Below are 21,711 nucleotides of genomic sequence, written 5' to 3'. Positions count from 1 at the left end.
TGCCGACATCGGCGTCACCCCTGAATAGCGGCGGCCATGACCGCCTCGTCGACGTCGCGGCCCTCAAGCCGTGCGGTCTCGGCGGCGTGGAGCACCCGCCGGTAGTCGGTCGGCATGATCTTGCGGAAGCGCGCCGGGTCCCAGTCGGTCAGGAGCGCCTTGGCGACCGTGGAGCCGGTCTCCGTCAGGTGCGCCTCGACGATCTCCCTGAGCGCGTCGGAGTCGGAATCGTCGAGCTCCTCGACCTCCACCATCTCCCGGTTGACCCGCGCGACGTCGAGATCGAGCAGGTAGGCGACGCCGCCGGACATGCCGGCGGCGAAGTTGCGGCCGGTCGGGCCGAGGACGACGGCCCTCCCACCGGTCATGTACTCGCAGCCGTGGTCGCCGACACCCTCGACCACGGCGGTGGCACCGGAGTTGCGGACGCAGAACCGCTCGCCCACGGCGCCGCGGATGAACACCTCACCGGAGGTCGCGCCGTACAGGCCGACGTTGCCGGCGATGATCTGGCCCTCCAGCGGGGCCTCGTCGTGCGGCTGGACCGTGATCCGCCCGCCGGACAGCCCCTTGCCGAGGTAGTCGTTGGCGTCGCCCGTCAGGCGCAGGGTGACGCCCCTGGGCAGGAAGGCTCCGAAGGAGTTGCCCGCCGAGCCGGTGAACCGGACGTCGATGGTGTCGTCGGGCAGGCCGGCCCCGCCGTACCGCCTGGTCACCTCGTAGCCGAGCATGGTGCCGACCGTACGGTTGACGTTGCGGACGGGCAGTTCGAGGGTGACCCGCTCACCGTGGTCGAGGGCGCCCTCGGCGAGCTGGATCAGGGTGTGGTCCAGCGCCCCGGCCAGCCCGTGGTCCTGCTCCCTGATCCGGTGCAGCGGGGTGCCCTCGGGCAGCTCCGGCCGGTGCAGGATGGGGGCCAGGTTCAGCCCCGCGGCCTTCCAGTGCCGCTCGGCCGGGGTGGTGTCCAGCATCTCCGCGTGACCGACGGCCTCCTGGAGGCTGCGGAAGCCCAGCGCGGCGAGATACTCGCGGATCTCCTCCGCGATGAACTCGAAGAAGTTCACCACGAACTCCGGCCTGCCGGTGAAGCGCCTGCGCAGTTCGGGGTTCTGGGTGGCGACGCCGACCGGGCAGGTGTCCAGGTGGCAGACGCGCATCATCACGCAGCCGGAGACCACCAGCGGGGCGGTGGCGAAGCCGTACTCCTCGGCGCCGAGCAGCGCGGCGACGACCACGTCCCTGCCGGTCTTGAGCTGGCCGTCGACCTGCACGACGATCCGGTCGCGCAGGCCGTTGAGCAGCAGCGTCTGCTGAGTCTCGGCCAGACCGAGCTCCCAGGGGGCGCCGGCGTGCTTGAGCGAGGTCAGCGGGGAGGCGCCGGTGCCGCCGTCGTGGCCGGAGATGAGCACGACGTCGGCGTGGGCCTTGGACACACCGGCGGCGACCGTGCCGACGCCGACCTCGGCCACGAGCTTGACGTGCACCCGGGCGGCCGGGTTGGAGTTCTTCAGGTCGTGGATGAGCTGGGCGAGGTCCTCGATGGAGTAGATGTCGTGGTGCGGCGGCGGCGAGATGAGGCCGACCCCCGGCGTGGAGTGCCTCGTCCTGGCGATCCACGGGTAGACCTTGTGGCCGGGGAGCTGACCGCCCTCACCGGGCTTGGCGCCCTGGGCCATCTTGATCTGCAGGTCGTCGGCGTTGACGAGATACTCCGACGTCACGCCGAAGCGGCCGGAGGCCACCTGCTTGATGGCCGAGCGGCGGGCGGGGTCGTGGAGCCGCTCGGGGTCCTCGCCGCCCTCGCCGGTGTTGGACTTGCCGCCGAGCCGGTTCATCGCGACGGCGAGCGTCTCGTGCGCCTCCATGGAGATGGAGCCGTAGGACATGGCGCCGGTGGAGAACCGCCTGACGATCTCGGCGACCGGCTCGACCTCGTCGATCGGGACCGGCGCGCGGACACCCTCGCGGAAGGCGAACAGGCCGCGCAGCGTCATCAACCTGGTGGCCTGGGAGTCCACCAGGGCGGTGTACTCCTTGAAGATCTCGTAGCGGCGCGAGCGGGTGGCGTGCTGGAGCTTGAAGACGGTCTCGGGGTTGAACAGGTGCGGTTCGCCCTCTCGGCGCCACTGGTACTCGCCGCCGACCTCCAGGCGCCGGTGGGCGTTCTCGGCTCGCGGGTAGGCGCGCCCGTGCCGGAGCGCGACCTCCCTGGCCAGGACGTCGAAGCCGACACCGCCCAGCCGGGAGGTCGTCCCGGCGAAGCAGGTCCGGACGACGACGTCGTCGAGACCGAGCGCCTCGAAGATCTGCGCCCCGGTGTAGGAGGCGACGGTGGAGACCCCCATCTTGGACATGACCTTCAGCACGCCCTTGCCGTACGCCTTGACGAGGTTGCGCACCGCCCTGTGCCGGTCGACGCCCAGCACGCCGGAGCCGGCCAGGTCCTCGGCGGTCTCGATGGCGAGGTAGGGGTTGATCGCGCCCGCGCCGTAGCCGACGAGCAGTGCCATGTGGTGGGTCTCGCGGGCCTCGCCGGTCTCGATGACCAGCCCGACCCGGGTGCGGGTCCTCTCCGCGATGAGGTGGTGGTGGACCGCGCCGGTGAGCATCAGCGACGGGATCGGCGCCAGGACGTCCGAGGAGCCGCGGTCGGAGAGCACGATGATCCGCGCCCCGCCCTCGATCGCCCCGGACACCTCGGCCCGGATCTCCTCAAGCCGGTGCAGCAGCGCCTCGCCACCGCCCCGCACCCGGTACAGGCCGGAGACGACGTGCGGGTGAAAACCCGGCAGCGCGCCCTCGTCGTTGATGTGGATGATCTTGGCGAGTTCCTCGTTGTCGATCACCGGGTAGGGCAGCACCAGCTGGCGGCAGGAGTCCGGACCGGGGTCGAGCAGGTTGCCCTCGGGGCCGAGTGTGCCGGCCAGCGAGGTGACGAGCTCCTCGCGGATGGCGTCCAGCGGCGGGTTGGTGACCTGGGCGAACAACTGGCTGAAGTAGTCGAACAGCAGCCGGGGCCGGTCGCTGAGCACCGCGACCGGGGTATCGGTGCCCATGGAGCCGATCGGCTCGGCGCCGGCCCTGGCCATCGGCGACAGGATGATCCGCAGCTCCTCCTCGGTGTAGCCGAAGGTCTGCTGCCGCCTGATCAGCGCCTCGCGGGCCGGTCCCTCGACGTCGTGCGCCCCCGGCACGATCGAACGTGAGCGGGCGGGGAGCTCCTCGAAGCGGACCAGCCCGGCGTGTAGCCAGTCGGCGTAGGGCAGCTCGGCCGCGAGCTCGGCCTTGATCTCGTCATCCTCGATGATCTTGCCTCGCCCGGTGTCGATCAGGAACATCCTGCCGGGCTGCAGGCGGCCCTTGCGGACCACGTCTCCCGGGGCGATGTCGAGGACACCGGCCTCGGAGGCCAGGACGACGAGGCCGTCGGCGGTGACCCAGAACCGGCCGGGGCGCAGGCCGTTGCGGTCGAGGACCGCGCCTACCAGCGTGCCGTCGGAGAAGGTGATCGAGGCGGGGCCGTCCCACGCCTCCATGAGCGTGGAGTGGAACTCGTAGAACGCCCGCCGCCCTGGGTCCATCTCGGTGTTGTTCTCCCACGCCTCGGGGATCATCATCAGCACCGCGTGGGGCAGCCCGCGACCGGCGAGGTGGAGCAGCTCCAGCGCCTCGTCGAAGGAGGCGGTGTCGGAGCCGTCCGGGTCGCAGATCGGGAAGAGGCGCGACAGGTCGCCCGGGAGGGCCGCGGTCCTCAGCATGGCCTCGCGGGCCCGCATCCAGTTGCGGTTGCCCCTGACCGTGTTGATCTCGCCGTTGTGCGCGACGTAACGGTAGGGGTGCGCCAGCGGCCACGAGGGGAAGGTGTTGGTGGAGAAACGCGAGTGGACCAGTGAGATCGCGGTCTCGTAGCGCTCGTCGGCCAGGTCGGGGAAGAACGGCTCGACCTGCGAGGGGGTGAGCATGCCCTTGTAGACGATGGTCCGGGCGCTCAGCGAGGGGAAGTAGACGTCCGCCTCGTGCTCGGCCCGCTTGCGCAGGCAGAAGGCCAGCCGGTCCAGCTCCAGGCCGCGCTCGCCGTTCGGGGAGGCCACGAAGAGCTGCCGGAAGAACGGCATCACCGCGCGGGCGCTCGGCCCGGGGAGCGTCGGGTCGGTCGGGACGTCCCGCCAGCCGAGGACCGTCAGGCCCTCCTCCGCCGCGATCTCCTCGATCATCCGGACCGCGGTCCGGCGTCCGTCGGGGACGTCGGGCAGGAAGGCGGTCCCGACCGCGTAGCGACCCGCCTCGGGGAGCGGGAAGCCGGCCTCCGCGCGGAGAAGCGCGTCGGGGATCTGGGTGAGGATGCCGGCGCCGTCCCCGGTGTCCGGCTCGCTCCCCTGGGCTCCGCGGTGGTCGAGATTGCGCAGTGCCGTCAGCGCCTTGACGACGATGTCGTGACTACGGCGTCCGGCGACATCGGCGACCATGGCGACGCCGCAGGCGTCACGCTCGTGCGAGGGGTGGTAGAGGCCCTGGGGCTCGGGAAAGCCGGAGTGGGCAGCAGGCATTGAATCCCTCCCGTCGTCTTGCTTTTCTGGATCAAGCAAAGGGACGACGTTGGCCCTGCTGCGTGGTGGATAGACATTACCGTACCCTGTCGGAAACCTACCCACCCCGTCCGCATAGTGACCATTTACTCCATATATGCCACCTTTGACCAACATCCCAGCGAGGCATGACATTCCAGGTGAGGGCTCTAGGGTGGCCCCATGGAAGCGATCGCGGAACTCCTCGCACGGGCGGGCGTGGACGGCAGACGGCCGAGGGCGGTACTGGCGGCGCTGGGGGACGGCCGCTGGTGGACACTGGCCGATCTGGTCCGGGAGACCGCGACGTCACGGCGGACCGTCGAGACCCTGCTACGCGAGACGGACCTGGAGCGCGCCGGCGACCGATTCCGGCTCCGCGGGCCGCTGCCCGGCCTCGCGGTGCGCGACGCCGCGCCGGCCGACCCGGTGGCGCATCTGCTGCCCGGACACGCCGGCCTGGTCGCCCGGATGGACGAGCTGATCGCCGGGGCGCCCCGCGGCCGCCACACGCTGGACCACGTGGCCGCGACCGGCGACACCGTGGTCCGGCGGGCGCTGCTGCTCGACGCCCGGTTCTGGCTGGACGGGGCCCGGCTGCTCTGCGTCGGCGACCACGACCTCACCTCACTGGCGGCCACCATGCTCCACCCGGGCCTGGAGGTGACCGTGATCGACATCGACGAGCGCATCCTCGGCTACATCGCCGGGCAGGCCGAACGGCTCGGCCTGCCCGTGCGGACCCGCTGGGCCGACCTGCGCCTGGGCCTGCCGCCGTCCACGCGGTCATGGGCCGACCTGGCGATCACCGACCCGCCCTACACCCCCGAGGGGGTCGGGCTGTTCGTCGCCCGCGCCGCGGAGGGCCTGCGCGACCGCGAGCAGGGCCGGATCCTGCTGGCCTACGGCGCGAGCGAGCGCACCCCGGCCCTGGCGTGGAAGGTGCAGCACGCCCTGTCCCAGCTCAACCTCGTCAACGAGGCCATCTACCCCGACTTCAACCGCTACCTCGGCGCCGAGGCCATCGGCTCGGCCGCCGACCTCTACGTCCTGCGCCCCACCACCAAGACCTGGCCGGCCGTGGCCGCCCGGATCGACGGCCTCAGCGCGGCCATCTACACCCAGGGCCCCCAGGCGGTGGAGTCCGGCGGCTCACCCACCCCCGTCTCCGCCCCCGACGGGACGCCGGAGACGCTGGTGGGCGACTGGCCGAAGGAGCTCCTCCCCCGGGTTCGGAGAACCCGCCTGTCGACCTGGCTGGCCAAGCCCCACGCCGGCGACCCGGCGCGGGTGGCGATGGCCGTGCCGGCCGGGCTGGAGGCCGCGCTCCCCCGGCTGCTGCTGGCCACCCGCGCCCGGCACGTCCAGATCACCCTGGCCGCCCCGCCCAGAGAGCTCCCCCGCGAACCGCTCTCCGCCGTCTACGAGCTGACCTCCGACGGCGCGACGGTGCACGCCGTACGGCTCCCGCCCCCCTCGGCCGACGAGGGCCGGATCCTGCGCCGCATCCTGGACAACGCCCACGGCAAGCTCGCCAACACCTGGCGCGAGGCGCTCATCGACGTCCGGGGGGACCTCACCAAAAAGCAGGCCAGGGCGGTCGTCGCCGCCGTCGCCCCCTGGGCCGGCGACGTCACCGTCCTCGAACTGCCCGCCCACCGCCTCGGCGAGCTCCCGGCCGCGGTGGCGGCCTCCCTCACCGCACCAGGCGCCGCTGGATCGCCAGGCTGAGACCGTCCACCGCGAGCTGCGGATAGGTCAGGTCCACCCGGCCGCCCGTCCCCACCGGGCCGACCCAGCTCACCGTGACGTAGTGGCCCAGGGCGCGGGCCTGCGCCCAGCTGCGCGAGGCGTCGAAGGCGGCGGGGGCGCCGGGGACCTGCCGTACGAACCCGCCGGATCCGAGCGCCGCCACCAGCCTGTCGGAGGCGGCGGCGTCGGCCAGATTGAAGATGACGAACTGCCCGAAGACCCGGCCGTCCCGGGTCGTGTAACGGGCCCGCAGCGCCTGGGTGCATCCGGCGACCGCCGCCTCGGCGCTCCCCCACACCTCCGCGGCGCAGTCGGTGAGCGCCTCGGCGCCCTGACCGGTGAGCGTGGTCCCGCCCGCGGTCACCGCCCCCGCAGGAAAGATCTCGGCGACGGTCAGCGGGTCGGGGTCGGCGGCGCGGGTGGCGATCGGCCCGTAGTGAGCGGTGCTGTTCTCGCTCCGGAGGGTCGCCGGTCGCGGGGTGTCCGCGCCGCCCCGCGCCCACAGGAAGGCCGCGACCCCTGCGACGGAGAGGAGCACGACGGCGACGGCGATCCACTTGCGCATGACCGATGAGCCTACTGGGATCCGGTGACGTACGCGCGGGGTCAGCGGGCCGGAGCGGCGCTGGGGGCGGCCGCGACGACACGGCGGAACACGGCCTTCTCGGCGCCGCGGACCGCCAGCGACAGGGAGACGAAGTCGTCCTTGGCACCGGGGTCGGCGCCGTCGGCGCGGCCGATCCAGACCAGGCCCGCGTAGTGGCCCATGGCGTGGCCGCTGGCCTCGGTGTGACCGCCGACGGGGAAGACCACCCTGCCAGGCTCGGGAGCCCGGACCCAGCCTCCCCGGTGCCCGCTGGTCAGCGACTCGACCAGCGCGGCGGCGGAGGCGGTGTCGCGCAGGTTGAGCAGGGTGTACTGGGCGATGTAGCGGCCGTCGGCGCTGCGGTAGGCGCCCCGGGCGACCTGGGTGCAGCCGGCCTGAACGAGCCGGTCCACCAGCTCCCGGCCCCAGACCGCCGCCGAGCAGTCGGCGTCCAGCCGGGTGTCGGCCAGCTTCAGCGTGATCCTGCCCTCCTTGAGGGTCTTGTCGGCGAAGACGTCCTTGAGCGTCAGCGGGGCGGGATCGGCGTCGCTCCGCGCGATCGGCGCGAACAGCTTCGGCGAGCCCCAGCCCCTGTAGAGGTCGGGCCTGGGCTGGGTGGAGACGGCCGCGGCGGTGGCCCGCTCGGGCACGAAGTCGTTGCCGAGCGTGGTGATGGCGAAGGTGAGGGCGACCGCCGCGGCCAGCACGCCCACCACGGACGCGACGGCCACCAGCAGCCGCTGCTGAAGCCGGCTGAGACCCCGTTCCTCCAGCCCGGGGATGCTCCAGTTCTGTGTCCTGGCCGAGGTGCGGCGGCGCTTGCGCGGAGGGGTCACAGCCCGGCACCTCCCAGCAGATGCCCCAGGCCGAAGGTCAGCCCCGCCGCGCCCACACCCACGGTGAGCTGGCGCAGCCCGCTGTACCACCAGCTGCGCGCGGTGACCCGGGAGACCAGCGCACCGGCCCCGAACAGCGCCAGGCAGGAGAGCACCGCCGAGCTCACCAGGCTGGTGACCCCCAGGAGATACGGCAGGAGGGGCAGGAACGCGCCCACGCCGAAGGACAGGAACGAGGAGACCGCGGCGGTCCTGGGCGAGGGCAGGTCGTCCGGGCCGACCCCGAGCTCGGCTCGGGCGTGCACCTCCAGCGCCTTCTCCGGGTTCAAGGAGATCTGCCTGGCGACCTCGGCCGCCACGGCGGGGTCGACGCCACGCGCCACGTACAGCTGGGCCAGCTCCGCCTGCTCCGCCTCGGGGTGGCGTTCGAGCTCGCGCCGCTCGACGTCGATCTCGGCGATGGCGAGCTCCCGCTGACTGGCCACCGAGACGTACTCGCCTCCGGCCATGGAGAACGCGCCCGCGGCGAGCCCCGCCACCCCGGCCAGCACGATGACCCCGGTGTCGGCCGAACCTCCCGCGACACCGGCGATCAGGGCGAAGTTGGAGACGAGCCCGTCCATCGCGCCGAACACCGAGGGCCGCAGCCATCCGCCGTTGACGTTACGGTGGGCGTGGTGGATCTCGGCGCGCGCCGCGCTCTCGCCGCCGCTCAACGTTTCTCTTTCTCCCTGCCGGAAACGTCGGGCGGCGCGTCCCCCGCCCGGGGGTCGTCGTTCCCGTCGCGCTCCGTTCCCGTCTCGGCCTCGTCGGCCAGGTCCGCGGAGTGCGCGGGGTCGGCCTCGCCCGTCCGCTCCACCGAATCGGCCGCGGCCACGTCTCCGCCGTCGAGGGCGGGTTCGGGCGTCGTGCCGACCGACTCCTCGGTGGTCTTGTTCCTGGCGTACCAGAAGTAGGCGAGCGCGGCGAGGAACAGGATGATCGAGGTCCACTGGTTGAGCCGGAGGCCGAGGATGTGGTGGGCGCTGTCCACCCGCAGGCCCTCGATCCAGAACCGGCCCACGGTGTAACCCGCGACGTAGAGCGCGAACACCCGGCCGTGCCGGAGCGCGAACCTGCGGCCCACCCAGATCAGGAAGAAGGCCAGGCCCAGGTCCCAGATCGACTCGTACAGGAACGTCGGGTGGTAGGTGGCCTCGCCCGGCACCGTCCCCGGGCGGTCGGGGTCGATCTCCAGGCCCCACGGCAGGCTGGTGGGACTGCCGAACAGCTCCTGGTTGAAGTAGTTGCCCCAGCGGCCGATGGCCTGGGCCGCCGCGATTCCGGGCGCCACGGTGTCGGCCACCGCGGACAGGGAGATCCCCCGGCCCCGGCAGCCGAACCACACTCCCAGCGCGCCGAGCGCGACGGCCCCCCAGATGCCCAGGCCCCCGTTCCAGATGTACAGCGCCTCGATCGGCCGGTGAGGCGCCTCCGGCCCGAAGTAGAGCTGCCAGTCGGTGAGGACGTGATAGAGACGCCCGCCGACCAGCCCGAACGGCACGGCCCAGACGGCGAGGTCCACGATCGTGCCCGGCGCGCCGCCACGGGCGCGCCAGCGACGCTCACCGATGACGACGGCGACGACGACACCGAGCACGATGCACAGTGCGTAGGCCCGGATGGGCACCACATCGAAGAGATACCAGACCCCTTGGGAGGGGCTGGGAATCGAGGCGAGGGGCATGTCAGGTGACGTTACCGTGTCACGGCCTACTTGGCGGCATCAAGAATGGCCTTGCGGAGGTCGGCCGGTTTGAACGCCACGTCGTTGCCCATCTCGGTGCCGTTGAGTTTCAGCGTCGGAGTGCCGCCGAGCTTGGCCTCCTGCAGGATCTTGGCGCTGAAGGCGGTGTGCTCGGACGCCTTCTGCTGGCCGGTCACGCACGTGGCGAAGCCGGGGTCGGTCACCCCCGCCTCCTTGCCCCAGGCGACCATGTCCGCCGGCTTGAAACCCTCGGCGGTCTCCGAGGGCTGCTCCTTGAACAGCCGGTCGTGGAACTTGCTCCACGGCGCGCCCCCGGGCACGCAGCGGGCCGCGGCCCCGGCGCGGACGGAGTTGCCCCGGGTGACGCCGCCGCTCATCTCCTGGGCGAAGATCGTGATCGGGTGGTAGACCACCTTGACCTTTCCCTCGGCCGCCAGGTTCTTGATCGTGGCTCCGCTCGTCTCCTCCAGCGCCTTGCAGGCCGGACACTGGAAGTCCTCGTAGACGTCCAGCACCGGTTTCTCGACCCCCGCCACGGACATCACCACCGAGCCGTCGGCGGCCACCGTGATCGGCGCGAGCGCCTGGGTGGCCTCCTCCGGCTTGCTGCCGTTGGCGGCGTACCACCAGCCGGCCCCGACCGCACCGAGCGCGAGGACCGCCACGGTCGTGATCGTCGCGACGCGCTTGAGCCGCTCCTTCCTCCGCTGCTCCTCGCGCTGTGCCTTGATCCGATCACGCGCCGACTGGTCCCGCGCGGCCTTGCCCATCAGTGCTTCTCCTTTTCCTGAAGTTCTTCCTGGAGTTCCCTGTCTTCGCCCTCGATGTCGTCGTACGGTTCCCGCTCCGGGGCCAGCCCGAGCGCGGAGTCCAGCGCGAGCCTTCCCGGCGCGAACCAGGCGATGACCACGCCGAGCGTGAAGAGACCGAAGTCCCGCAGGATGTCGACGAGATAGTCGGGCTCCACCCCGGGCTTGAGCTGGCCGCCGCCGCCGAAGCAGCCGCAGTCGATCCGCAGCCCGCGCGCCCACACCGAGGCGATGCCGATGACGAACGCCAGCATGAGCAGCGCGGAGATGATGCCCGCGACCCGGGTCAGCAGCCCGACAACCAGCAACACCCCTATGACGATCTCCAGGATGGGCAGGCCGTAGCCGACCACCGTGGCGAGCGAGTCCGGAAGTAACTTGTATGCCTTGACCGACTGAACGGACAGCACCGGGGTGCCGATCTTGCCCCAACCTGCGACAATCAGCACGCCCGCCAGCACCAGCCGCGAGACGGTCGTCACCCAGGGTAGCGCCGAACTCGGCATGCGTGACCGCTGGGGGGCCTGCTTGTCAGAAGTCACGAGCATCATCGTCTCCCATTCCGGGCCTCCGTCATGGCCGGCCTCAACGGATACACGCGTTCCCTGGGGGAACCTCATCACGTGCTGGATAAGCATCGAATAAGTCAATCGGCGGGACAAAAAACCCGGGGCCGGCGATCTCGGAAGCCGCTCGGGAAGCGGACTGGTCCGGTAGGTAAGTATTTATGCAAAAAACCTTGAATTAGGGCATTTCGCCCGTCCGAGGGTTCCCGGTGGGGCCGCCACCGAGTCGCCCCCGCCGTCGTCGGCGTGCGCCCTCCACGTCCAGCCAGTGACCCGTCTCTGTCCATGGCCTCCTACCTGCGGGATCGGCAGCCTGAGCCGGTGTGAAGTGGAAATCGTAACCGAAGCACGGCCCGTGCGGCGTTTTCAGATGGGCGGGGGGCTTCGGGGTGGACGAGATGGAGTCTCATATGTGGTCGAAAAGCGATAACCCTACTCCAGAGTACGCCTGAGGCGGCGACGGCACCGGTTGCCACCGCCGCATGTCACGGCTCCGCGCGGAACGGTGGCCCTTTCAGTTGTGCCACCGCCCGGAGAGCGCCCGCGCGGGGCACGAGGAGACGGGTGGACACGGAGGAAGACGTGGAGAGCCGGGGAGACGTGGAGAGCCGGGGAGACACCGGGCGGCGCCGGGCGGAAACGCGGAGTGCGGCCGTCCGCTGGGACGGCCGCACTACGGACGGCGACTTCGGGCCGCGACTCCGGACGGCGGGCACGCCGGAGGGGTCAGCCTCGGACGCCCGCCGCCAGCTCGGCGCCCAGCTCGCGGACCGAGGCCAGCCCTGAGGCCTCGTCGGGGGCGTCCAGGAGACGGCGGATGAACGCCGAACCCACGATGACACCGTCGGCGTAGCGCGCCACCTCGGCCGCCTGCCTGCCGGTGCCGACGCCCAGCCCGACGCAGACGGGCAGCCCGGTGTGCGGACGGGTCCGCTCGACCAGGCCCTGTGCGGCCTCACCGACCGAATCGCGGGCGCCGGTGACGCCCATCAGCGAGGCGGCGTAGACGAATCCGGTGCAGCAGGCGGCGACGGCCTTGATGCGCGTCTCCGGCGAGCTCGGCGCGACCAGGAAGACGGTGTCGATGCCGGCCTCCGCGCTGGCCGCGCGCCAGGGACCGGACTCCTCCGGGGTCAGGTCGGGGGTGATGGTGCCCACCCCGCCCGCGTTCGCCAGGTCACGGGCGAACCGGTCGGTGCCGTAGCGGTCGATCGGGTTCCAGTAGGTCATGACCAGCGTGGCGGCTCCCGTCCTGGCCACCCCCTCGACCGTGCGCAGCACGTCGGCGATGCGGGTGCCGTTGGTCAGCGACCGGTGCACGGCGTCCTGGATCGTCGGGCCGTCCATGAGCGGATCGGAGTACGGCAGGCCGATCTCGATCACGTCGCAGCCCGCCTCCACCATGGCGGTGGCGGCCGCGACGGCTCCGTCCTTGGTGGGAAAGCCTGCGGGGAGGTATCCGATGAGGGCGGCGCGATCGTCCGCCTTCGCCTTGGCGAACACCGTCTGAAGAGTCGTCATCGTTTGGTTCCGTTGCGGTTCGTGGCCTCCGTCCCCTCCGGGAGCCGGAGGGGAAGCAAGTCGGTCGTCAGAGGTTGAAGTACTTCATGGCGGTGCCCATGTCCTTGTCGCCCCGGCCCGAGAGGTTGACCAGGATGGTCGCCTCGGGGCCCAGCTCCCGGCCCAGCTTGAGGGCTCCGGCGAGCGCGTGCGAGGACTCGATCGCCGGGATGATGCCCTCGGTGCGGGCGAGCAGCGCGAAGGCGTCCATCGCCTCGGCGTCGGTGACGCCGTGGTAGGACGCGCGGCCGATGTCCTTGAGCCAGGCGTGCTCGGGGCCGACGCCGGGGTAGTCGAGGCCGGCGGAGATCGAGTGGGAGTCGATCGTCTGCCCTTCGGCGTCCTGCAGGACATAGGTGCGCGAGCCGTGCAGGACACCGATGGAGCCCTGGGTCAGGGTGAGGGCGTGCTCACCGGCCTCCGGGCCCCGGCCTCCGGCCTCGTAGCCGTGGAGCTGGACGCCCTCGTCGCCGATGAAGGCGTGGAAGATGCCGATCGCGTTGGACCCCCCGCCGACCGCGGCGGCGATCGCGTCGGGCAGCCCGCCGGTGAGCTCCAGCATCTGGCGGCGGGCCTCGACGCCGATGACGCGGGCGAAGTCGCGGACGATCTCCGGGAACGGGTGCGGGCCGGCGATGGTGCCGAACAGGTAGTGGGTGTGGTCGACGTTGGCGACCCAGTCACGGAACGCCTCGTTGATGGCGTCCTTGAGGGTCCGGCTGCCGTTGGTGACCGGGACGACGGTGGCGCCGAGCAGCTTCATGCGGGCGACGTTGAGCGCCTGGCGCTCGCAGTCGACGGCACCCATGTAGATCACGCACTCCAGGCCCATCAGGGCCGCCGCGGTCGCGGTGGCGACGCCGTGCTGGCCCGCGCCGGTCTCGGCGATCACCCGTGTCTTGCCCAGCCGCCTGGTCAGCAGCGCCTGGCCGAGCACATTGTTGATCTTGTGTGCGCCGGTGTGGGTCAGGTCCTCGCGCTTCAGCACGAGCCGGGCGCCACCCGCGTGCTCGGCGAAGCGCGGCACCTCGGTGAGCGTGGTCGGCCGCCCGGCGTAGGTGCGCAGCAGGTGGTCGAACTCGCTCAGGAACGCGGGATCGTTCCTGGCCTTTTCGTACTCGGCCGCCACCTCGTCCAGTGCCGGGATGAGCGCCTCGGGAACGTAACGGCCGCCGAAGACACCGAACTTGCCGTGGATGTCCGGGTCGTCGCCGTTGACACCGTTCCCCGCGAGGTCCGCGGAGGTGAGGACGCCGTCTGTCGCTGTCACTGCTTACTGCCCCTCGGGTCGGGATGCGGGGTGGGCGCCGGCGGTGACCAGGTCGACCACGGCGGCCCTCGGGTCCTTGCCGGTGACCAGGCTCTCGCCGACCAGGACGGCGTCGGCGCCGGCCCTGGCGTAGGCGAGCAGGTCGTGGGGGCCGCGCACACCCGATTCGGCGATCTTGATGATGCCGTCGGGGATCTTCGGGGCGAGCTTGGCGAACACATCGCGATCCACCTCAAGGGTCTTGAGGTTCCGCGCGTTGATGCCGACGATCTTCGCTCCGGCGGCCAGCGCCCGGTCGAGCTCCTCCGCGGTGTGCACCTCGACCAGAGGGGTGAGCCCGATCGACTCGGCCCGCTCGATGAGCGAGACCAGCGCGTTCTGGTCCAGCGCGGCCACGATCAGCAGCACGAGGTCGGCGCCGTAGGCGCGGGCCTCCCAGAGCTGGTAGGAGGTGACGACGAAGTCCTTGCGCAGCACCGGGATGTCGACGACGGCGCGTACGGCGGCCAGGTCGTCAAGGCTGCCGCCGAAGCGGCGCCGCTCGGTGAGCACGCTGATGACGTGGGCGCCGCCCGCCTCGTAGTCGCCGGCGAGCGCGGCGGGGTCGGCGATCGCGGCCAGCGCGCCCTTCGAGGGGCTGGAACGCTTCACCTCGGCGATGACCGCGACCTGGTCGCCGCCGAGCGCGGCATAGGCGTCACGGGGCATGGGCGCCCGGCCAGCGCGCTCCTTCAGCTCGGCCAGCGACACGGCCTGCTGCCGGTCGGCCAGGTCGGCGCGGACCCCTTCGAGGATCTCCTCCAGCACGCTCACTTGCCCTCCTCGCGAAACTCGGAGGTCACGTTCGCGAACACCGCCGTGCGCATGGTCCGCTCGCTCCACTCGCTCACGAGTAAGGCCCCTCCCGATCGATTGCCCTTGTCTCGCCGATGCTATCGGCCTTGCCGAGCTTGCCCCGCCACCGGGTGACTATGGGGCCAAGAATTTCCCAAAAGGAACATTTCGCACTATCCAAAAAACGATCATTAAGCCAAGAAATGTCCATATATAGGCTGGATGTATGCTTTTTCCGGCGGACGGCCGGCCCCGCCAGGAACTCAGCGCCCAGCGTCCCCACAGAAACGCCGCCACCAAACCCATGACCACGACGAGCGGGTTGAACCCGAGCGCCGCGCCGAGGTCGCCGTGGGCGAGCGCGTGCACCGCCCGCAGACCACCGCACCCCGGGCAGTACAGGCCGGTGAGCGTGAGAAACGGGCAGGTGGGGTAGTGCCCCGGCTCGTTGGGGTCCACCAAGGCCACGAAGACGACCGCGGCCCCGGCGGCCAGCGCCGCGGCGAGCGGCGCGGCCATGGCCCGCGGCCGCCGGGCCCGCTCCGGCCTCGTGGCCCGCTCGATCACCATCGGCCCGTCCGCCCCCCTTCACCAGCGACGACCGTCAACGGCCACGATACTCAAGAAGGGGCCGGATGCCCGTTACCCGCTCAGTGACGAGGACGAACCCGCGAAAATGCCCACCGCGACCAGCCAGAACACCAGCACGACCAGCCAGCACAGGACGCCGAAGTAGGACAGCACCAGGCCGGCGATGGCCATGCCCCGCCCCTCCTCGCCGGTGCGCTTGATCTGACCCAGCGAGACGTGGCCGAGCACGATGCCCACGATGGAGGTGATGCCGCACACGAAGAGCCCGGCGATACCCATGATCAGCGCGGCGATGGCCATGCCGTTGTTGCCGCGGGGCGGCTGCGCACCGTAGCCATAGGGGTCGTAACCGCCACCGGGCGGCGGCCCGTATCCGCCCGGAGGTCCGTAGCCGCCACCGGGCGGCGGCCCGTACCCACCGGACTGATTCCCATAGCTCATGGATAACTCTCCTTTATACAAAGTCGCGGGCGGAATCCTAGCGAAACCGGGTCCACCGCGAGAGACCGTGCCCGGTCCGTGGGCAAGTTGTGACCGGCGCGGGGACTCCCGGCCTCGGGGAACCATGCCCGGTCCACGGGCACCGTGAGTCGCGGGACCGCGGCTTCCGGACCCCGGGGCCGGGCTCAGCGCGACCCGCTCACGCGCTGCGGGGCCCGTCGCCCCGGTCGTGCCCGGGGGCCGGGCTCTCCTCATCCGGCCCGGCCGTCGGGTCGGCGCCGAGGTCGATCGCGTCCCACAGCTCCCGGTCGGTCGGGGCGGCCCGGCCGCCGGCACGGTCCGTGCCGGCGGACCCGGCCCCCGGGCGGTCGTACCGGTCGGACATGCCCGGCCAGCGACCGCCCGCGACGACGGCCACCACTCCCCCGGCGAGCAGGAGCAGTCCTCCGGCTCCGGCGATCACCGGCCAGGTCAGGGCGGTGGCGACCCGCACGGCGTCGGTGGCCTTGGCGGTCATCGGCGCGTGCTCGGCCGCGGCGGCCGCGGCGGCGCCGGGACGCCCGCCGATCCACGCCCCCACGATCACCCCGGCCCCGCAGAACGCCAGCACGGCGCCGACGACCCTGCGCCACACGCCCCCGGTCGCGAGCACGGCGACCACCGCGGCGAGGCAGGCCCAGGCCGCGGGGGCCAGCACGGGGGCCAGCTCCGCGGCGGAGACGGGTACGGCGCGCGTGCCGTACGTCACGGTGACCCAGTCGCGCCCGGCGGCCAGCAGCACGAGCGCGGCACCCGCCGCGCATCCGGCCACCCAGATCCACAGTGCCCGTCCGGCCGTCACTCCGTTGTCACCGCCAGCTCGCCGGCGTCGAAGCAGGTCCGGTCGCCGGTGTGGCAGGCCGCGCCCACCTGGTCGACCTTGAGCAGGATCGTGTCGCCGTCGCAGTCGAGGGCGGCGGACTTGACGTGCTGGACGTTGCCCGAGGTGTCGCCCTTCACCCAGTAGGCTCCGCGGCTGCGTGACCAGTAGGTGGCACGGCCGGTGGTGAGCGTACGGCGCAGCGCCTCGTCGTCCATCCAGGCGAGCATCAGCACCTCGCCGGTGTCGTACTGCTGGACTACGGCGGGCACCAGCCCGTCGCCGGTGCGCTTCAGCCGTGCCGCGACGGCGGGGTCAAGGGACATGCGGTAATTGTGCCGCAACCGGGCGGAGGGACGACGTCCGGCCCGGCGGGTGGGCGGGCGGGACGGGGCCGGCGGGTGGGCGGGCGGGACGGGGCCGGCGGCCGGGGTGGAAGGCACGGGGGCGGGCGCGGGAAGGCGCGGGGGCGAGCCGGGTCAGCGGGTGCGATCGTCGTCGAACAGGTCGGCCGCCTGCACGACGATCCTGGGGTCGGGCTCGCCGACGATCTCGCGGTCCTTGTTGGCGTAGTCGAACAGGCTGAGGAGGTGGCGCATGGCCTCGACCCTGGCCCGTTTCTTGTCATTGCTCCTGATCACCGTCCAGGGCGCCTCCTCGGTGTCGGTGTGCAGGAACATGTCCTCCTTGGCCTGGGTGTAGTCGTCCCACTTGTCCAGCGACTCCAGGTCCATGGACGACAGCTTCCACTGCCGCACCGGATCGACCTGGCGGATGATGAAGCGGGTGCGCTGTTCGGAGCGGGACACCGAGAACCAGAACTTGACCAGGTGGACGCCGTCGCGGACCAGCATGCGCTCGAAGGCGGGGGTCTGCTCCATGAACTCCATGTACTCCTCGGGGGTCGTGAAGCCCATCACGCGCTCCACCCCGGCGCGGTTGTACCAGGAGCGGTCGAAGAAGACCATCTCCCCCGCGGCCGGCAGGTGCGAGATGTAACGCTGGAAGTACCACTGGGTGCTCTCGCGCTCGCTCGGCTTCTCCAGCGCGACCACTCCGGCGCCGCGCGGGTTGAGATGCTCCATGAAGCGCTTGATCGTGCCCCCCTTGCCCGCCGCGTCGCGCCCCTCGAACAGGACCACCAGCCGGCCGCCGGTTTCCTTGATCCAGTACTGGAGCTTGAGCAGCTCGATCTGGAGCAGCCGCTTGCTCCGGTCGTACTCGGCCCGGTCCATGCGCTCGCCGTAGGGGTACTTCTCCCGCCAGGTGTCCACCGGGGTGCCGTCCAGGCGCACCAGGACGGGGTCGTCGTCGTCATCGTCCAGGACCCGCAGGTTCGGCAGTTCGTCGAGCAGATCGCTGTGGGCCGCGGCGGAGCACACGTCGAGCACGGGGTACGGCTGCCCGTGCGGGGGTTCCTCACCCAGTAGACCGGTCATGAATCCCGCACCCCCGAGGACAGAGACTTCTCACTCACTGCCGCCCTCTACCTCCGTGCGAGCGCGCTAATCGTCACGGGCTCGACCGGAAGGGCTCTCTTCCATACAATCACGACAAAAATCCACTAATCATCATTAATTGGTAGGTTTCAGTCGAGTTTCCAGGAGCCCGTCCGGCGTAGGGGAGCCCCCTCAGGAACGGGCGGCCGAGACCCAGGAGGCGTGCAGGTCCGCGTAGACGCCGGGCTCGGCGACGAGCCGGGCGTGCGGGCCGCGTTGCACGATCCGGCCCCGGTCGAAGACCAGCACCTCCTCGGCGGCCTCGGCGGTGGAGAGCCTGTGGGCGATGGAGATGGCGGTCCGGCCCCGCGTGACGCCCTCCAGCGCGCGGGCCAGCCGTACCTCCGTGGCCGGGTCCACCGCGGAGGTGGCCTCGTCGAGCAGGAGCAGGTCGGGGTCGGCGAGGTAGGCGCGGACCAGGGCGACGAGCTGACGCTCCCCCGCCGACAGCGACTCCCCGCGCTGGCCGACCCGGGTGGCGAGCCCCGCGGGCAGGCCTTCCAGCCAGTCGGCGAGCCCCAGCTCGGTCAGGGCCAGCCTGATCTCCTCCCCCGTCGCCGCCGGGCGGCCGAAGCGGATGTTGTCCTCCAGGGTGCCGTCGAACAGGAAGCCGTCCTGGGGCACCATGACGATCCGCTCGCGCAGCGAGGAGAAGCGGACCTCGCGCAGATCCGTCCCGTCCACGGTGACCCGCCCGGTGGCCGGGTCCATCAGCCGGGTGAGCAGCTTGGCGAAGGTGGTCTTGCCGGAGCCGGTCTCCCCCACCACCGCGATCCGCGAGCGCGGCGGGATGTCCACCGAGATCTCGGTCAGCACCGGAACACCGCCGGGGTAGGAGAACCCGACATTCTCGAAGGAGACGGAGATGGGGCCGCGCGGCAGCTCCACCCCGGCCGCGCCGGGGTCGGCGACGTCGGGCGGGGTGTCGAGCACGCCGAGGATGCGCCGCCAGCCGGCGACGGCGTTCTGCGCCTCGTTGAGCACCTCGGTGGCGGTCTGCATGGGCGAGACGAACAGCGTGATCAGGAACAGGAAGGCGATCAGGCGTCCGGCGGTGATCTCACCGGCGATCCCCAGCCGCACGCCGACGAGCACCACCCCGGCGAGCGCCACCGCCGCGACGATCTCGGTCAGCGGGAACACCATGGCGACGATCCGCTGCGTACGGGCCTGCGCGGCCTTGTTGGCGTCGATGGCCACGTCCAGCCGCTCGGCGGTCCTGGCCTCCGAGCCGTGCGCCCGGATCACCGCGGCCCCCACGACCGACTCGCTGACGGCCGCGAGCATGTCGCCGGCGCGTTCGCGCACCAGCGTGTAGGCGCCCGACAGCCACCGCTGAAAACGCGGCAGCAGGACCATGAGCGGCAGGAAGCACACCCAGACCGTCAGCGCGAGCTGCCAGGAGTAGACGAACATCAGCACGGTGGCGACGAGGAGCTGCCCCAGGGCGATGATGACCATCAGCCCGCCCCACTGCATGAACACGCTGATCTGGTCGACGTCGCCGGTGACCCGGGAGACCAGGGCGCCACGCCGCTCGGAGTTCTGGGTGAGCACCGACAGGTCGTGCACGTGCCGGAAGCCGCGCACCCGGAGCGTGGCCAGGGACGCCTCGGTGGCCTTGTAGAGGCGGACGTTCATCAGGTAGGCGCAGAGCGCGGTGAGGATCACGGCCGCCGCGCAGAGCAGCACGGCGGCGCGGATGTAGGGCAGGTCCGGGGCCGCCCCCTTGAGTCCCCTGTCGATGGTCTGCTGGACGGCGATCGGCACGATGACCTTGCCCGCCGTGGCCAGCACGGCCAGGGCGAGCGTCCCGGCCAGCCCCTTGCGGAACTCGGGCGTGAGCGAGAGCCCGTGCCGTACGGTGGCCGACGCCGACCTCTCGATCCGGTGCAGGGAGCTCACGCGTTGACCTCTTCCTCTTCGTCGGCCACGAGCGCGCCGGCCTCGATGGCCTCGCGCTCGGCCTCCTCGCGTTCGTAGGCGGTGACCAGGTTGCGATACCCCTCGCAGCGGACGATCAGCACGTCGTGCGGGCCCCGGTCGACCATCCTGCCGTGTTCGAGGTAGACGACCTCGTCGGCCAGGGAGATGGTGGCCATCCGATAGGCGACGACGACCACGGTCGAGGCCCGGCCCGCGTCGCGCAGGCCGTACAGGATCTTCGCCTCGACCTGCGGGTCCACACTGGAGGTGGCGTCGTCCAGGATGAGCAGCCGGGGATCGCGGACCAGCGCGCGGGCCAGGGCCAGGCGCTGGCGCTGGCCGCCGGACAGGGTCGTGCCGCGCTCGCCGAGCCTGGTGTCGAGCCCGGAGGGGAGCGCGCTGACGAAGCCGTCCGCCTGGGCCAGGCGCAGGGCCGCCCAGACCTCCTCGTCTCCGACGTCCCGGCCGAGGGTGACGTTGCCGCGCGCGGTGTCGTCGAACAGGAACGTCTGCTGCGGGACCAGCGCCACCGCGTCGCTGACCCCGCCGCGGACGACCTCGCGCAGGTCCACCCCGTCCACGAGCACCGCCCCCCGCGCGGGGTCGACCAGGCGGACGAGGGTCTGGACGAGGGTGGACTTGCCCGAGCCGGTGGGGCCGACCAGCGCCACGGTACGGCCGGGCTCGATCTCGAAGTTCACCCCGCGCAGAACCGGGGAGTCGCCGTAGGCGTAGTCGAGGTCGCGGACCTCCAGCCGGGCCGGGGCCGGTCCCGGCAGCGTGGCGGCGCCGTACTCCATGGAGCCGGTCGCGCCGAGCACGGCCCGCACCCGCTCGTAGCCGACGACGGAGCGGGGCAGTTCGGCCAGGACCCAGCCGAGCGCGCGGATCGGGAAGGCCAGCAGGGTGAACAGGTAGGCGACCTGAATGAGGACGCCCGAGGTGATCGCGCCGCTCTCCAGCCGTACCGCGCCGACCAGCAGCACGGCGAGCACCCCCAGCGTGGGCAGGGCCTCCAGCATCGGGTCGAACAGGCCGCGGACCCGGCCGACCGCGACGTTGGCGTCGCGCAGCGCGTGGGCCCGGTCGCGGAACCTGGCGGTCTCCTCGTCCTCGCGGCCGAGGGTCTTGACGACGAGGGCGCCGTCGAAGCTCTCGTGCGCGATCTCGCTGACCTCGGCGCGGAGCTGCTGGGCCCGGGTGGCCAGGGGGCTGAGCCTGCGCTGGTAGACCAGGTTGAGCAGCGCGATCGCCGGGAAGATCAGGAAGCCGATCAGGGCGAGGAACGGATCGGTGATCACCATCGCGACGGCGGCGGTGATCAGCATGACCACCACGCCGACCGCCATCGGCAGCGGGGCCAGCGGGGCCCAGGCCGCCTCGGCGTCGGCGCTGGCGTTGGAGAGCAGCTGGCCGGTGGGATGCCGGTGGTGCCAGGCCAGCGGGAGCCTGAGGTACTGCCGGGTGACCTCCCGGCGGGAGTGGGCCTGCATCCGGTACTGCATGACCCCGGCGAAGTATCGCCGTCCGGCGACGCCCAGCGCCTTGAGCAGTGACACGCCGAGGATCAGCAGCGTGCCGAGCGCGAGCGTGCCGGTGGCCACGGCCCCCCGGGCGAACGCGGGCAGCACGACGTTCTCGGCCGCCCAGCCGAGGGCCCACGCCGACGCGACGGTCGTGAGGCCGTAGACGGCGCTGGACAGGACCGCCGCGGCGAAGATCGCCTTCTCCGCCCTGATGGCCACCCCGAGGACGCGGAGCCCTTGACGCATGACGGCGGAGGTCACCTTGCTCGCCACTCGGGGGGTGTCCTTTCAGGAGGAAATAATGCTACTTAGGTCACAATCACGCCTGATCACGTGCTTATTCC

18 protein-coding genes are annotated in these 21,711 nt (G+C 71.6%); 1 reads left to right on the top strand and 17 read right to left on the bottom strand.

Annotation, left to right across the window (positions count from 1 at the left end):
- Positions 1 to 14: 14 nt before the first annotated feature.
- Positions 15 to 4,547 (bottom strand): glutamate synthase large subunit, encoded by a 4,533-nt coding sequence (gltB, locus tag ABZ194_RS01000; protein WP_355590300.1) that lies wholly within the window; start codon positions 4,545 to 4,547, stop codon positions 15 to 17.
- A gap of 201 nt (positions 4,548 to 4,748) precedes the next feature.
- Here gltB and ABZ194_RS00995 point away from each other — a divergent pair, with 201 nt between their 5' ends.
- On the top strand, positions 4,749 to 6,296 hold the full coding sequence (locus ABZ194_RS00995) for a bis-aminopropyl spermidine synthase family protein (RefSeq protein WP_355590297.1): 1,548 nt from the start codon (positions 4,749 to 4,751) through the stop codon (positions 6,294 to 6,296).
- Here ABZ194_RS00995 and ABZ194_RS00990 read toward each other — a convergent pair.
- From ABZ194_RS00990 to ABZ194_RS00915, 16 genes are all read right to left on the bottom strand, one after another.
- Entirely contained in the window at positions 6,262 to 6,882 is a 621-nt protein-coding gene (locus ABZ194_RS00990) for a hypothetical protein (protein ID WP_355590294.1), read from the bottom strand. The genes ABZ194_RS00995 and ABZ194_RS00990 overlap by 35 nt on opposite strands.
- 41 nt (positions 6,883 to 6,923) lie before the next feature.
- Positions 6,924 to 7,739, bottom strand: coding sequence for a hypothetical protein (locus ABZ194_RS00985; protein WP_355590291.1), 816 nt, complete (start codon positions 7,737 to 7,739; stop codon positions 6,924 to 6,926).
- Positions 7,736 to 8,455, bottom strand: coding sequence for a VIT1/CCC1 transporter family protein (locus tag ABZ194_RS00980; protein ID WP_355590288.1), 720 nt, complete (start codon positions 8,453 to 8,455; stop codon positions 7,736 to 7,738). The genes ABZ194_RS00985 and ABZ194_RS00980 overlap by 4 nt, the downstream gene beginning before the upstream one ends.
- Positions 8,452 to 9,465, bottom strand: coding sequence for a prolipoprotein diacylglyceryl transferase (gene lgt / locus ABZ194_RS00975; RefSeq protein WP_355590285.1), 1,014 nt, complete (start codon positions 9,463 to 9,465; stop codon positions 8,452 to 8,454). The genes ABZ194_RS00980 and lgt overlap by 4 nt, the downstream gene beginning before the upstream one ends.
- Positions 9,466 to 9,491: 26 nt before the next feature.
- A complete protein-coding gene (locus ABZ194_RS00970) occupies positions 9,492 to 10,256 on the bottom strand; it encodes a thioredoxin domain-containing protein (protein ID WP_355590282.1) in 765 nt (254 codons plus the stop codon).
- Positions 10,256 to 10,837 (bottom strand): DoxX family protein, encoded by a 582-nt coding sequence (locus tag ABZ194_RS00965; RefSeq protein WP_355590279.1) that lies wholly within the window; start codon positions 10,835 to 10,837, stop codon positions 10,256 to 10,258. The genes ABZ194_RS00970 and ABZ194_RS00965 overlap by 1 nt, the downstream gene beginning before the upstream one ends.
- A 750-nt stretch (positions 10,838 to 11,587) precedes the next feature.
- A complete protein-coding gene (gene trpA / locus ABZ194_RS00960) occupies positions 11,588 to 12,382 on the bottom strand; it encodes a tryptophan synthase subunit alpha (protein WP_355590276.1) in 795 nt (264 codons plus the stop codon).
- Positions 12,383 to 12,449: 67 nt separating this feature from the next.
- Positions 12,450 to 13,619 (bottom strand): tryptophan synthase subunit beta, encoded by a 1,170-nt coding sequence (trpB, locus tag ABZ194_RS00955; protein WP_355590568.1) that lies wholly within the window; start codon positions 13,617 to 13,619, stop codon positions 12,450 to 12,452.
- Positions 13,620 to 13,694: 75 nt separating this feature from the next.
- A complete protein-coding gene (gene trpC, locus ABZ194_RS00950) occupies positions 13,695 to 14,504 on the bottom strand; it encodes an indole-3-glycerol phosphate synthase TrpC (RefSeq protein ID WP_355590273.1) in 810 nt (269 codons plus the stop codon).
- A gap of 156 nt (positions 14,505 to 14,660) precedes the next feature.
- Complete coding sequence (locus tag ABZ194_RS00945; RefSeq protein WP_355590269.1) at positions 14,661 to 15,095, bottom strand: DUF2752 domain-containing protein; 435 nt, start codon at positions 15,093 to 15,095, stop codon at positions 14,661 to 14,663.
- 72 nt (positions 15,096 to 15,167) lie between these two features.
- Positions 15,168 to 15,557, bottom strand: a complete 390-nt coding sequence (locus tag ABZ194_RS00940; protein WP_355590266.1) for a DUF4190 domain-containing protein — start codon at positions 15,555 to 15,557, stop codon at positions 15,168 to 15,170.
- 199 nt (positions 15,558 to 15,756) lie between these two features.
- Entirely contained in the window at positions 15,757 to 16,398 is a 642-nt protein-coding gene (locus ABZ194_RS00935; protein WP_355590263.1) for a Trp biosynthesis-associated membrane protein, read from the bottom strand.
- A complete protein-coding gene (gene hisI, locus ABZ194_RS00930) occupies positions 16,395 to 16,742 on the bottom strand; it encodes a phosphoribosyl-AMP cyclohydrolase (RefSeq protein WP_355590260.1) in 348 nt (115 codons plus the stop codon). The genes ABZ194_RS00935 and hisI overlap by 4 nt, the downstream gene beginning before the upstream one ends.
- A gap of 153 nt (positions 16,743 to 16,895) precedes the next feature.
- Positions 16,896 to 17,855, bottom strand: a complete 960-nt coding sequence (gene ppk2 / locus ABZ194_RS00925; RefSeq protein ID WP_355590257.1) for a polyphosphate kinase 2 — start codon at positions 17,853 to 17,855, stop codon at positions 16,896 to 16,898.
- Positions 17,856 to 18,047: 192 nt separating this feature from the next.
- Positions 18,048 to 19,820, bottom strand: a complete 1,773-nt coding sequence (locus ABZ194_RS00920; protein WP_355590254.1) for an ABC transporter ATP-binding protein — start codon at positions 19,818 to 19,820, stop codon at positions 18,048 to 18,050.
- Entirely contained in the window at positions 19,817 to 21,613 is a 1,797-nt protein-coding gene (locus ABZ194_RS00915; protein WP_355590565.1) for an ABC transporter ATP-binding protein, read from the bottom strand. Before ABZ194_RS00915 ends, ABZ194_RS00920 begins: the two co-directional genes overlap by 4 nt.
- Positions 21,614 to 21,711 lie beyond the last annotated feature (98 nt).

The sequence above is a fragment of the Streptosporangium sp. NPDC006007 genome (assembly GCF_040614315.1).
GTDB lineage: Bacteria > Actinomycetota > Actinomycetes > Streptosporangiales > Streptosporangiaceae > Streptosporangium.
The sequence above is the reverse complement of the archived record's forward strand: the minus strand, read 5'-3'. Positions and strand labels throughout refer to the sequence as shown.

Excerpts from the sequence above, each read along its gene's own strand:
- ABZ194_RS00995 (WP_355590297.1), top strand. The coding sequence starts at position 4,749 with ATGGAAGCGATCGCGGAACTCCTCGCACGGGCGGGCGTGGACGGCAGA.
- ABZ194_RS00940 (WP_355590266.1), bottom strand. The coding sequence starts at position 15,557 with ATGAGCTATGGGAATCAGTCCGGTGGGTACGGGCCGCCGCCCGGTGGC.
- hisI (WP_355590260.1), bottom strand. The coding sequence starts at position 16,742 with ATGTCCCTTGACCCCGCCGTCGCGGCACGGCTGAAGCGCACCGGCGAC.
- ABZ194_RS00970 (WP_355590282.1), bottom strand. The coding sequence starts at position 10,256 with ATGGGCAAGGCCGCGCGGGACCAGTCGGCGCGTGATCGGATCAAGGCA.
- ppk2 (WP_355590257.1), bottom strand. The coding sequence starts at position 17,855 with ATGACCGGTCTACTGGGTGAGGAACCCCCGCACGGGCAGCCGTACCCC.
- trpA (WP_355590276.1), bottom strand. The coding sequence starts at position 12,382 with ATGACGACTCTTCAGACGGTGTTCGCCAAGGCGAAGGCGGACGATCGC.
- ABZ194_RS00915 (WP_355590565.1), bottom strand. The coding sequence starts at position 21,613 with ATGCGTCAAGGGCTCCGCGTCCTCGGGGTGGCCATCAGGGCGGAGAAG.
- gltB (WP_355590300.1), bottom strand. The coding sequence starts at position 4,547 with ATGCCTGCTGCCCACTCCGGCTTTCCCGAGCCCCAGGGCCTCTACCAC.
- lgt (WP_355590285.1), bottom strand. The coding sequence starts at position 9,465 with ATGCCCCTCGCCTCGATTCCCAGCCCCTCCCAAGGGGTCTGGTATCTC.
- ABZ194_RS00990 (WP_355590294.1), bottom strand. The coding sequence starts at position 6,882 with ATGCGCAAGTGGATCGCCGTCGCCGTCGTGCTCCTCTCCGTCGCAGGG.
- ABZ194_RS00945 (WP_355590269.1), bottom strand. The coding sequence starts at position 15,095 with ATGGTGATCGAGCGGGCCACGAGGCCGGAGCGGGCCCGGCGGCCGCGG.